This window comes from Paracoccus sp. C2R09 (assembly GCF_018860625.1).
Lineage (GTDB): Bacteria > Pseudomonadota > Alphaproteobacteria > Rhodobacterales > Rhodobacteraceae > Paracoccus.
In genome coordinates, this window is record NZ_JAHKQB010000027.1 from 288736 (window position 1) to 300634 (window position 11899).

At 67.6% G+C, this 11899-nt stretch carries 13 protein-coding genes; 10 read left to right on the top strand and 3 right to left on the bottom strand.

Translation table 11 applies throughout. The annotated features are described in order from the left end of the window. Nucleotides 1-2 precede the first annotated feature (2 nt). From KO490_RS11750 to KO490_RS11760, 3 genes are read right to left on the bottom strand one after another with little or no spacing between them, the layout of a single operon-like run. Nucleotides 3-1304: a HAMP domain-containing sensor histidine kinase gene (locus tag KO490_RS11750; RefSeq protein ID WP_216019589.1), complete on the bottom strand. Its 1302-nt coding sequence runs from the start codon at nucleotides 1302-1304 to the stop codon at nucleotides 3-5. Then, nucleotides 1304-1972: a response regulator transcription factor gene (locus KO490_RS11755; RefSeq protein WP_216019590.1), complete on the bottom strand. Its 669-nt coding sequence runs from the start codon at nucleotides 1970-1972 to the stop codon at nucleotides 1304-1306. The genes KO490_RS11750 and KO490_RS11755 overlap by 1 nt, the downstream gene beginning before the upstream one ends. 7 nt (nucleotides 1973-1979) lie before the next feature. Next, nucleotides 1980-2360: a PepSY domain-containing protein gene (locus KO490_RS11760; RefSeq protein WP_216019591.1), complete on the bottom strand. Its 381-nt coding sequence runs from the start codon at nucleotides 2358-2360 to the stop codon at nucleotides 1980-1982. Nucleotides 2361-2492: 132 nt separating this feature from the next. Here KO490_RS11760 and KO490_RS11765 point away from each other — a divergent pair, with 132 nt between their 5' ends. From KO490_RS11765 to KO490_RS11810, 10 genes are all read left to right on the top strand, one after another. Then, a complete protein-coding gene (locus tag KO490_RS11765) occupies nucleotides 2493-3311 on the top strand; it encodes a hypothetical protein (protein WP_216019592.1) in 819 nt (272 codons plus the stop codon). Nucleotides 3312-3365: 54 nt separating this feature from the next. Next, nucleotides 3366-4616, top strand: coding sequence for an amidohydrolase (locus KO490_RS11770; protein WP_252727144.1), 1251 nt, complete (start codon nucleotides 3366-3368; stop codon nucleotides 4614-4616). Nucleotides 4617-4685: 69 nt separating this feature from the next. Beyond that, nucleotides 4686-5495, top strand: a complete 810-nt coding sequence (locus KO490_RS11775; RefSeq protein WP_216019593.1) for a DUF3100 domain-containing protein — start codon at nucleotides 4686-4688, stop codon at nucleotides 5493-5495. Continuing rightward, nucleotides 5492-5968, top strand: a complete 477-nt coding sequence (locus tag KO490_RS11780; RefSeq protein WP_216019594.1) for a hypothetical protein — start codon at nucleotides 5492-5494, stop codon at nucleotides 5966-5968. The genes KO490_RS11775 and KO490_RS11780 overlap by 4 nt, the downstream gene beginning before the upstream one ends. Nucleotides 5969-6105: 137 nt before the next feature. Next, nucleotides 6106-7362, top strand: a complete 1257-nt coding sequence (locus tag KO490_RS11785; RefSeq protein ID WP_216019595.1) for an imelysin family protein — start codon at nucleotides 6106-6108, stop codon at nucleotides 7360-7362. Then, nucleotides 7346-8905, top strand: coding sequence for a di-heme oxidoredictase family protein (locus KO490_RS11790; RefSeq protein WP_252727145.1), 1560 nt, complete (start codon nucleotides 7346-7348; stop codon nucleotides 8903-8905). The genes KO490_RS11785 and KO490_RS11790 overlap by 17 nt, the downstream gene beginning before the upstream one ends. Next, the gene (locus KO490_RS11795; protein WP_216019596.1) at nucleotides 8905-9870 is read left to right on the top strand and encodes an imelysin family protein; all 966 of its coding nucleotides are present in this window, start codon (nucleotides 8905-8907) and stop codon (nucleotides 9868-9870) included. Before KO490_RS11790 ends, KO490_RS11795 begins: the two co-directional genes overlap by 1 nt. Next, nucleotides 9867-10937 (top strand): DUF1513 domain-containing protein, encoded by a 1071-nt coding sequence (locus KO490_RS11800; RefSeq protein WP_371822308.1) that lies wholly within the window; start codon nucleotides 9867-9869, stop codon nucleotides 10935-10937. The genes KO490_RS11795 and KO490_RS11800 overlap by 4 nt, the downstream gene beginning before the upstream one ends. Before the next feature lie 111 nt (nucleotides 10938-11048). Next, nucleotides 11049-11462, top strand: coding sequence for a DoxX family membrane protein (locus tag KO490_RS11805; protein ID WP_216019598.1), 414 nt, complete (start codon nucleotides 11049-11051; stop codon nucleotides 11460-11462). Nucleotides 11463-11610: 148 nt separating this feature from the next. Then, nucleotides 11611-11757 carry a hypothetical protein gene (locus KO490_RS11810; RefSeq protein ID WP_216019599.1) on the top strand — a complete coding sequence of 49 codons (147 nt, stop codon included), beginning with the start codon at nucleotides 11611-11613 and terminating at the stop codon, nucleotides 11755-11757. The last annotated feature ends 142 nt before the right edge of the window (nucleotides 11758-11899 follow it).

Here is an 11899-nt window from a genome sequence, read left to right on the forward strand (position 1 = left end):
CATCAGGCGGGCAGGTCCACGATCGCGGCCAGCCCGCCCAGATCGGAACGTTCAAGCCGCAGATGGCCGCCATGCAGCGCGGCCAGATCGGCCACGATGGCAAGACCGAGGCCCGCACCCGGCGGGCCCTGTTCGTCCAGCCGACCCCCGCGGCGCAGCGCCTGCGGGATCTTGTCGGGGTCCATCCCGGGGCCGTCATCCTCGACCTTCAGGATCAGGTGGCCCGCGGGTTCCTCGACCGTCACGCGCAGCCGGTTGCGGCCCCATTTGACGGCGTTTTCGCACAGGTTCCCGATCATCTCCTCGAGATCCTGCCGTTCGCCCAGGAATTGCGCGTCGGGGGCGGTGACGGTTTCCGCGCCCATGCCCTTTTCCGCCATCGGCCAGCGCAGGACCAGCAGGATATCCTCGACCACCGAGGCGACGGGAGTGTGCTGTCCCAGCACGCGCGGCCCCGCGCTGCGGGCGCGGCGCAGATGCCAGCCGATCAGCCGGTCCATGCGCGCGATCAGCGCCTGCCCGTCGTGATCCTGCGGCAATTCGTTCGACAGGGCCGCCAGCGGCGTCTTGAGCGAATGCGCCAGGTTGCCCAGATGCTGACGCGAGCGGGTCAGCAGCGTCGCGTTCTGATCCAGCGCGCCGTTGATCTCGTCCACCAGCGGGCGCAGTTCCGTGACCGAAGGGCGCGGAAGACGCTCGGCCTTGCCGGCCCGCACCAGCGCCAGGTCGCGGCGCAGCCGTCCAAGGCTGCCCAAGCCCGCCGTCACCTGGATGACGGTCGCCGCCGCCAGCACCACCCAGAGCAGCAGCAGCGCCATCGCCAGCGGACGGGTGATCTGCTGCAGGCTCTGGTCGATGGCGGCATGGGGGGCTGTCACCGTCACCGCGATCAGCGCATCGCTGTCGGGCAGCGTGATCTCCTGGCGCAGGATGCGCAGACCCGCGCCATCGGCATCCAGCCCCGAGGCGCCGGTCAGGTTGCCGCCCGGTCCGTCCAGCCGTGCATCCAGCAGCGACAGCGACCGCGCGACCGGCACGCCATCGGCCGCGACCTGCCAATACCACCCCGAAAAGGGGAGGTCGTAATTGGCGGCCATAGGGATGCCCTCGAGCTCGATCCGGCCGTCGGACAGCACCTCGAGCCGCCCGATCAGGCTGTCGGCCGCGGCCTGTGCCTCGGCGTCGAAGCGGTCGGTCACGAAACCCTCCAGCAGCCCGGATATGAACAGGAACGCCGCCAGCAGCGCCGCCCCCAGCCAGACCGCGGCAAGAACCAGAAGCTGACCGCGAATGGATCGCAGCATCACGCAGGGGCCGTTCCGCGCAGGACGTAACCCTCGCCCCGGCGGGTCTCGATCACGCCGTCGCCGACCTTCTTGCGCAAACGGCCGATGACGACCTCGATCGACTTGAAGTCGCGGTCGGTATCCACCTCGTAGAGGTGCTCGCTCAGCTCGGTTCGGGTCACGATGCGGTCGTGGTGATGCAGCAGATAGGTCAGGATGCGGGTCTCGAAGGCCGTCAGCTTCAGCGCCACGCCGTCGCGGGTGATGACACCAAGCTGGGCATCCAGGCGCAGGCTGCCCGCGGTGATGACCGGGCGCGAATGGCCCGCGGCGCGGCGGATGAGGGTCTGGGCGCGCAGAACCACCTCGTCCAGGCGGAACGGCTTGACCGCGTAATCATCCGCGCCCGCGCGGAACCCGGCAACCTTGTCGGTCCAGTCGCCACGCGCGGTCAGGATCAGCACGGGCATGCCGATCCCCTGATCGCGCCAGCGGGTCAGCACCTCCAGCCCAGATATTCCGGGCAGGCCCAGGTCCAGGATCGCGACGTCGTATGTCTCGGTCGAGCCGAGGAATTCGCCTTCCTCGCCATCGGCGGCCATGTCGATGGCAAAGCCCGCCTGCCGCATCGCATCGGCAAGCTGGGCGGCAAGCTGGGGGTCGTCCTCGACGATCAGTGCACGCATTCGAAGGTCATTTCCTCGGGTAACGGGGCGGGCCCTTCCGGCGCGCCTCCAGCAGGTCGCGGCCTGCCACTTCCAGAAAGCGCCCGGTTTCGGCATCGATCCGGACATTCAGAACGTCGCGGGCCGGCGTCAGCAGGCGCAGCTCGTAAACCAGTTGCGATCCCAGCCGCGCTTCCTCGGGCGAGGGGGGCACCGTGGCCACCGCGATCAGCCGACCCTGGTATCGCGACATCACGGTCGTGGCGATCCGGCGCAGGGGCAGGGGGCGGAAGCCCGTGTCCCAATCCTCGGTCAGGGTGTTGTCGAAGGAAGGCGCGACCCCCTGGGCGGTGGCGCCCTGGGGAATTCCCGCAAGCAGCAGGCATGATATGAGGATCGCGGTTTTCATCGTTCCATTTATACGGTGCGCGCCCCAATGGAAACCAAACGGGACATTGGCGTTCCGTTCGGCCCCGAACGGTTAGAACCGATTCGTGCAGCCGGGATACCCCCGGCCTGAAGACGAAAGCAGGAGTACACGATGAATATCCGCACGCTCGCAACCTCGGCCGCCCTTGTCACCCTGATGGGCCTGTCCCCGGTCATGTCCGGCATGGCCAGCGCACAGGAGGCAACCGACCTGCCCGAGGCCCTGCAGTCGCTGAACCTGAGCGACACGTCGGTCGAGGACGCCCGCCGCGGCCAGCGCGTCACCGGCGCGTTGGAGGACGGCACCACCATCGAGGCCATGCTGAACGAGGATGGCGAACTGATGGGCCTGCGCGCCGAGAAGGACGCCTTCCTGACCGACGAGGCCATCGAGAGCCTGCTGCCCCAGGCCGTCCGCGACAATCCGATCCTGGACCAGTTCGAACAGATTGCCGGCATCCGCATGATGCGCGAAGGCGTGGCGATCGGCGGTCAGGATGCCGATGGCGATCATGTCCGCGCGGCCTTCGACGAAACCGGTCGCGTGATGCGCTTCGGCCGCGGTGACGACGAAGGTCGTCCGGACATGCGCCGTGGTGGTGATCGCGGCGAGATGCACGGCCATGACCGCAAGGGCCCCGAGGGCCGCGACGGCCGGGGTCATGGCGACCGCGATCATGGCGGGCGTCCCCATGGCGATCACATGCGCGGCGACCACATGAAGGACGGCAAGGGCCCGCGCGGCGATCGCGCGCCCCAGATCGACGCCGATGCCCTGACCGGCGATCTCGAGGCCGCGGGCTATCAGGACCTCGGTTCGGTTCGCGCCAATGGCGAGCGTCTGACCGTCGACGCGACGAACCCCGACGGGGACGAGGTGACGCTGGAAGTCACCCCGCAGGGCGAGGTCGTTCGCGAGATCGCGCGCTGATCACCACCCTGTGTCGATGAACCGGATGCCGCCCCCGACCGGGGCGGCATTCGCATGTCGGACGTCTCGCCTTTCTCGGGCATCTTCGTTAATGGCCACAGGGGAATGGCCGTGGCGGGGCCGATGCCCCTTCGCGGCGCCTTGGGCACGAAGGGGCTTGCCATGTTCGATCACGACCACATCTCCGAAGCCGTCGCCTGGCGGCACGACCTGCATCGCCACCCCGAACTGGGTTTCCAGGAACACCGGACATCGGCCCTGATCGCGGGCCTGCTGGAGGGCTGGGGCTGGCGCGTCCATCACGGGCTTGCAGGCACCGGGGTCGTGGCGCAGCTGGGGCAGGGCGGGCGCAGCGTCGGCCTGCGTTCGGATATCGACGCGCTGCCCATCGAGGAGGCGACGGGCCTTCCCCATGCCTCGGTCAATGCCGGCAGGATGCATGCCTGCGGCCATGACGGCCATACCGCGATGCTGCTGCTGGCCGCGCGTCAGCTGGCCGCCGAAGGCGTGAAGGGCGGCACCGTCAACCTCATCTTCCAGCCCGCCGAGGAAAACGACGGTGGCGCGCGCGTCATGATCGAGGACGGGCTGTTTCGCGAATTCGCCATCGACACCGTCTTTGGCATTCACAATTGGCCGGGCCTGAAGCCGGGGCAGTTCGTCGCGCGCGACGGTGACATGATGGCCGCCTTCGCCGTCTTCGAGATCGAGATCGCCGGTCGCGGCAGCCACGCGGCAATGCCCGAACAGGGCGACGGCGTCGTCGCGGCGGCGGCCCGCATCGCGGATGCCCTGCAAGAGCTGCCCGCCCGCCGCCTGTCGCCCCTGGACCCGGGCGTGGTGTCGGTTACGCAGATCCATACCGGATCGGCCTGGAACGTCTGCCCCGACCGCGCGATCCTGCGGGGCACGGTGCGCTGGTTCGCGCCGGCGGCGGGCGACGTGCTGGAGACCCGCCTGTCCGAGGTCGTCCATGGCATCGCGGCCGCCCATGGCTGCACGGGGCGTGTCGATTACCAGCGCCGCTATCCCGCGACGATCAACGATCCCGAACAGGCGGCGCTGGCCCGTGATGTCGCCGCCCGGATGGGGCTGGAACTGCCCGCCGCGACTGCCAGCATGGCCTCCGAGGATTTCGCCTTCATGCTGAACGAACGCCCCGGCGCCTACATGTGGCTGGGCGCGGGCCGCGAGGGTGAGAATCCGGGCTTGCACAACCCGCGCTTCGATTTCAACGACGTGATCCTGCCGACGGGCGCCGAGATGTGGGTGCGGCTTGCACGGCAGGCCATCACCGGCAGCTGACATTTTCGGCATCGCCTTCCCGGCCCCGGCCCTGTAAGGCGATGCCCCTGAAAATCCGAAGAGGACGCCATGAATAGGACTGGGGAGATACTCCTCGACTGGCGGCTGCACGCAAGCGTGCTGGCCATCACTGTCATCGCCGAGATGATCGGCGTGATCGCCGTGCCGATCGCCATCGGGTCGATCCTGCTGCTGCCGCTGCTCTATGCCTTCGTGATGGGGCTGCTGATCAATCCCAACGTCGTCGCGCGCGCGGGCCGCTGGCTGCGCCAGCGCGAAGTGCGCGCCGCATCGCCCCTGATCGTCATCGCGATCATGCCCTTCATCGCCAAGTTCGGCACGATCATCGGTCCGTCGATGGAACAGATCGTGGCGGCCGGTCCCGCCCTGATCCTGCAGGAACTGGGCAATCTGGGGACCATCGTCCTGGCCTTCCCGATCGCGGTGCTGGTCCTGCGGATGGGGCGCGAATCCGTGGGGGCCAGCTTCTCGGTCGCGCGTGAACCCAACATCGCGATCATCGCCGACCGCTACGGCCTGAAATCGCCCGAAGGGGCGGGGGTGATGGGCGTCTATGTCATCGGCACGCTGTTCGGCACCTTCATCTTCGCGATCCTGGCATCGGTCCTTGCGACCTCGGGGCTGTTCAGCGTCGAGGCGCTGGCCATGGCCTGCGGCATCGGGTCGGGGTCGATGATGGCCGCCTGTTCGGGCGCGCTGGCCCATGCCGTTCCCGCGATGGAGGAACAGATCCTGGCGCTGGCGGGCGCGTCCAACGTGCTGACCTATGCGACGGGGATGTATCTGTGCATCTTCGTGGCGCTGCCCCTGACCGAGAAGCTCTATGCCCTGATGGGCCCGAAGGAGGATCGCGCATGAGCAATCCCGACATCCCCGTCGATCCCGAGGCCGATCCCAAGCTGGGCATTGCCGATCAGGCGCTGCTGCTGGGCGCGGTCTGCGCCATCGGGCTGGTGGGCAACACCGTCGCGACCGATGCCACGCCGGTGCAGTCGCTGACGGGGATCGCCATCCTCTATGTCATCTCGTTCATCGGGCTGCTGCTGACGCATCTGGTGCCGGTCGGGCTGCCCTCGGTCGCGTGGATATCGCTTGCCGGGATCGCCGCGACCCTGCCTTGGACGCCCGGCAGCGCATGGGTGCTGGAACAGGTGGGGCATGTGAACTTCCTGACGCTTGCGACACCGTGCCTCGCCTATGCGGGCATCGCCATCGCACGGCGGGAAATCGAGATCGCCCGAACCTCGGGGTGGAAGATCTTCATCGTGGCGCTGCTGGTGATGACCGGCACCTATGTCGGATCGGCATTCGTCGCGGATCTGTTCCTGTGATGTGCATTCCCGACCGCAAAGGCGATCAGGTTTCTCTGATCAAAGAAGTCGGGAATTGACTTTCGGATGTTCGCGGGGGCAAAACCCCTGCGAACGGCCCGCGTCCCGTGCAGGCCAGAACGCCCACGGAGGACCGCATGAAGACCACCATCGCCATTTCCGCCCTTGCCCTTGCCGCAGCGACGCCCGCCCTTGCAGGCAAGCCCGAGGTGGTCGCGAACTATGTCGCCATCGCCCATGCCGGATACGAGGACAGCCTGATCGCCGCCCGCAACCTGCAGACCGCGGTCGATGCCCTTGTGGCCGATCCGTCCGAACAGGCGCTGAGCGATGCGCGCCAGGCATGGCTGGCCGCCCGCGTCCCCTATCAGCAGACCGAGGCCCTGCGTTTCGGCAATGCCATCGTGGACGATTGGGAAGGCAAGGTGAACGCCTGGCCGCTGGACGAAGGGCTGATCGACTATGTCGATGCGTCCTATGGGGGTGCGTCGGATGAAAACGAATATGCCGCGCTGAACGTCGTGGCCCAGCCCAGCTTCACCCTGTCGGGCGAAGAGATCGACGCGACCGAGATCACGCCCGACCTGCTGTCGGGCCAGCTGCACGAAGCCGACGCGATCGAGGCGAATGTCGCCACGGGTTACCATGCGATCGAATTCCTGCTGTGGGGCCAGGACCTGCACGGGACCGAACATGGCGCGGGCGAACGCCCCTGGACCGACTATGCCGCGGGCGAGGACTGCACCGGCGGGAATTGCGACCGCCGCGGCGATTACCTGAAGGCCGCGACCGACCTGCTGGTCAGCGATCTGGAATGGATGACCGCGCAATGGGCCGAGGGTGGCGAGGCCGCGACCGGCCTGACCGCCGATCCCGACGCCGCGATCAGCGCCATGCTGACCGGCATGGGCAGCCTGTCCTATGGCGAACTGGCGGGCGAGCGGATGAAGCTGGGCGTCATGCTGAACGACCCCGAGGAAGAGCATGACTGCTTCTCGGACAACACGCATAACAGCCACTACTATGACGGCCTGGGCATCCGGAACGTCTATCTGGGCGAATACACGCGCATCGACGGTTCGGTCGTCTCGGGCGAGAGCCTTTCGTCGCTGGTGGCCGAGGCTGATGCGACGGTCGACCAGTCGCTGCGCGCGGGCCTGAACGACAGCGTGGCCAAGCTGGGCCGGATCAAGACCGCGGCCGAGGCCGGCACGTCCTACGACCAGATGCTGGCGCGCGGAAACGATGCGGGCGAGGCGCTGATCACGGCCGCCGTCGATGCGCTGGTCGCCCAGACGCAGGACATCGAACGCGCGGTGACGCTGCTGGGTGCGCAGGATGTGGACATCGCAGGCTCGGACAGCCTCGACAGCCCCGATGCCGTCTTCCAGTAAGATCATGCGGCATGTCCTGCCGCTTCTGATGATGACGGCGGCGCCGGTCCTTGCGGAGGGACCGGCGCTTGCCGATCTGCACCTGGACGCGACCCCGCGGACGCAGGCCGAGGCCGCGCGCATCGCCGACGTGGTCGCGCCCACGCGGGATTTCACCGCGCCCGAACCCTTCGAGGGCAATCCGGGCGGGGCCGCCACCGTGCGCCTGCGCGACGATGCGGATGCGTTCTCGCAGTCCTCGGCCAATATCGGCTTCGAGGGTGAATTGCGCTTCAAGGTGGGCAACGGCCTGTTCCGCAAGCTCTGGGTCTCCTCGCCGGCATCGACGCTGGCCTCGGACGGGCTGGGGCCGCTCTACAATTCGCGGGGGTGCCAGAACTGCCACCTGAAGGACGGTCGTGGCCATCCCCCCGAGGGGCATGGCGATCCGGGCGGGTCGATGTTCCTGCGCCTGTCGGTCCCTGCGGCGGAAAACGACCGCCGGACCGAGATCGAGGAATACCTGGCAGGAACCGGCAACCCGTTCGAGCCGACGCGCCCCGATCCGGTCTATGGCGGGCAGCTGCAGGACCTGTCGGTCGCGGGCATCCCGGCCGAGGGGCGTATGACCATCGATTATACCGAGAGCCGGATCGAGCTGTCGGGCGGCGAGGTCGCGCATCTGCGCGCGCCCAGCTACGGCATCGACGACCCGGCCTATGGGCCCTTGCGCGACGACCTGATGATCAGCCCGCGCGTCGCTCCGCCGATGATCGGACTGGGCCTGCTCGAGGCGATCCCGGCCGACGACATCCTGGCTGATGCCGACCCCGAGGATGCGGATGGCGACGGGATTTCCGGGCGGGCGAACATCGTCTGGTCGGCACGCAACGAAGCCCCGATGCTGGGTCGTTTCGGCTGGAAGGCCGGGATGCCCACCATCGAGGAACAATCCGCCAGCGCGTTCTCGGGCGATATCGGCATCTCGAACCCGCTGCATCCCGAACATGCGGGCGAATGCACGGATGCGCAGGCCGCCTGCCGCGCGGCCCCGAACGGGGGCGGCGATGCCCGCGGCACCGAGATCGACGCCGAAGGGCTGGAGCTGACCGTCTTCTACAGCCAGAACCTGGCCGTTCCCGCCCGGCGCGACGAAGGCGATCCGCAGGTGCTGCGCGGCAAGCAGGTCTTCTACGACGCCGGCTGTGCCGATTGCCACCGCCCCAAGCATGTCACCGCCCGAATGGAGGATCGGCCCGAACACAGCTTCCAGCTGATTTGGCCCTATACCGACATGCTGCTGCACGACATGGGCGAGGGCCTGGCCGATCACCGCCCCGAGGGGTTGGCCAATGGCCGCGAATGGCGCACGCAGCCGCTATGGGGCGTGGGCCTGACCGAACAGGTCAACGGCCATGGGATGCTGCTGCACGATGGACGCGCGCGCTCCGTCCTCGAGGCGATCCTGTGGCACGGGGGCGAGGCCGCGCCCGCCCGCGATACCGTCATCGACATTCCGCCCGAGGACCGGGCGGCACTCATCCGATTTGTGGAAAGCCTGTGATGCGAATTCTTCTGGCCCTGACCCTGCTTCCCCTGCCTGCAATGGCCGGCACCCCCGAGGTCGTGAACGACCACATCCTGCCCGCGACCGAACGCTTTCAGGTCGCGGCCCACGCATTGGCCGACACGGCCGCGCAGGATTGTTCCGCAGACGCGCTGCAGGCGCCCTATCAGGATGCTTTCGACGCCTGGATGGGCCTGTCCCATCTGGGCTTCGGGCCGCTGGAACAGGACGGCCGTGCGCTGACCGTCGAATTCTGGCCCGATCCGCGCGGGTTGGTGGCGCGCTCCGTCCGCGGCCTGGTCGCGGATCAGGATCCGGTGGTGGATGACGCGCAGGGCTTTGCCGAGGTATCCATCGCGGGGCGCGGCCTGATGGCGCTGGAGCAGGTGATGACGGGCGAGGGGGGCGATTACGCCTGCCGCTATGCCCGCGCGATCACCGCGGATCTGGCGACCATCGCGGATGACGTGCAGACCGATTGGCAGGATCACGCGGCCCTGATGCTGAGCGCGGGGGAAGATGGCAACGACCGCTATCTTTCGGCACGCGAGGCCGACCAGGCGCTCTATACCGCGCTTCTGTCCTCGATCGAGTTCGATGCCGATCAGCGCCTGGGTCGCCCGATGGGCAGTTTCGACAAGCCGCGTCCCAAGCTGGCCGAGGCATGGCGCACGGATCGTCCGCTGCGCAATATCGACCTGTCGCTGGCCGCGCTGCGCGATCTGGCGGCCAAGCTGTCGGACGACCCGATCCCGCTGACCGAAGCCGCCTTCGATTACGCCGAGGCGCAGGTGGCCGAGCTGCAGGACGATCCGAACCTTGCCAGCGTGGACGATCCGACCTCGCGCCTGAAGATCGAGATCCTGCAGCAGCGCATACGCGCAGTGGGCACCGCGATCGAGGGCGAGATCGGCGCCGGGCTGGGCCTGACGGCGGGCTTCAATTCCAAGGATGGCGATTGATGCGCAGGCGCAGCTTCCTGACCGCGCTGATGGCGGGGGCCGTCGCGCCCCGCCTGGGCTGGGCCGATGCGGGCAGTCCCGCGATGCTGGGCGCCGCACGAGAGGCGGATGGTGGATACGCGCTGTTCGGCCTTTCGGAAACCGGGGCCGATCTGTTCCGCATCCCGCTGCCCGGTCGCGGTCATGCCGCAGCCGCCCATCCCACCGCCCCCGAGGCCGTGGCCTTCGCGCGCAGCCCCGGCAATTTCGCCATCGTCCTCAGCTGCGTCACGGGCGAGGTTCTGGCCCGGCTGCATGCCCCCCAGGGGCGGCATTTCTACGGCCATGGCACCTTCATCGCGGGGGGAGACATCCTTTGCACGTCCGAGAACGCCTATGAGACCGGGCAGGGGCGCATCGGGCTGTGGTCCCGCCGCGAGGGCTGGCGGCGCATCGGCGAGATCCCGACCCATGGCATCGGCCCGCACGAGATCAAGCGGACCGAGGGCGACGTTCTTGTCACAGCCAATGGCGGGTATCGCAGCGATCCCGACCAGCCGGGGGTCAAGCTGGATGTCGAACTGATGCGGCCGAACCTGTCCTATGTCGCCCCCGACGGAGAGCTTCTGGAACAGGTCGAGCTGGACCCGGAACTGCGCATGAACTCCATCCGGCACATATCCTTCGGGAGGGACGGGGTCGTGGCCTTCGGGATGCAATGGCAGGGCGACCCAGCCGAGGGCATGCCGCTTCTGGGGCTGCATCGGCGCGGGCAGGCCGCGGTTCTGGACCAGATGCCCATCTTCGAGGCGGTCGCCATGCAGGGCTATGTCGGATCGGTCGCCTTCGAGGCCCAAGGCCGCCGCGTGGCCATCAGCTCGCCCCGTGGCGGACGGGTGCAGGTCTTCGACGATACCGGGCGCCATCTGCAGACGATCAGGCGCGAGGATGTCTGCGGGCTGGCACCTGCGCGGTCGGGGTTCTTCATCTCGGACGGGCTGGGGGGGCTGGTGCAGGCGGATGATCAGGTCACGCCGCTGGCCAAGCGGTCGGGGCGAGCCTGGGATCACCATCTCGTGTCCGTCTGACGCGGATTTTTGCGCTCGGATCCGTAACGAAACCCGGGGCTTCGGCGAATTGGGATGCGGGATCGCCTGGTAGGGCAATCCCGCCTTTTCGATGCCATTCAAGGATCCACCATGCATTCCTCCGTCAAGATCGCGCTTCTGCTGATCCGCGTCACCTTCGGCCTGTTCCTCCTCGCCTGGGGACTGAACAAGATCGTCAACCCTGCCGCCACCTCGGGCATCTTCGCCAAGTTCTACGGGATCGAGAGCCTGGGTGCCGCCAGTTCCATGATTGCCGGGGGGCTGCAGGTCGTCCTGGCGGTTGCGATCATCCTGGGGTTGTTCAAGACCATCAGCTATGGCGCGGGCCTGGCCGTTCACGGGCTGTCCACCATCTCGACCGCCGGGCATATCCTGATGCCGCTGGCCGAGGGGTCGAACCTGCTGTTCATGGCAGGCCTGCCGATCTTCGGTGCGATCCTGGCCCTGTTCATCGCCCGCCGCGAGGATACGCTGCTGTCGATCGACACGATGCGCGCAGCCTGATCCTGAATGCCTTGGGCCTGATCCGCCAAGGCGGCTCGGGCCCCTGACTGCGTTTATACGCAGAGGTGCGCACGATCCCGCGCTGACACCTTCGAACGCGATCCCGGCTGCACGGCCACAGCCACGGGATAAGGCTGCTGCGAGAGCGATGGCCGCCTGGAAGGGCGTCGGGCACCCGTCCTATCTGCTTGCCACCCGTGAGGAGGTTCAGGAAACTGCTGCCACGAGGTCGGGCGAGCCCCTGAGCCCGCTGAACATGATCTCGATCCGGTCCGCTTCGGACCTGAAACGCTGAAACTTTTCGAAAATTGTGATCTTACCAAACCCGTAGCACAACCTAACTGAACCGCTCCGGGTTTGCCGGAGGCTCCAACTCCTGAGTAGGATGGAGCATCATGAGCAAGACGACGAACAAATTTTCCCCCGAAGTGCGTGAG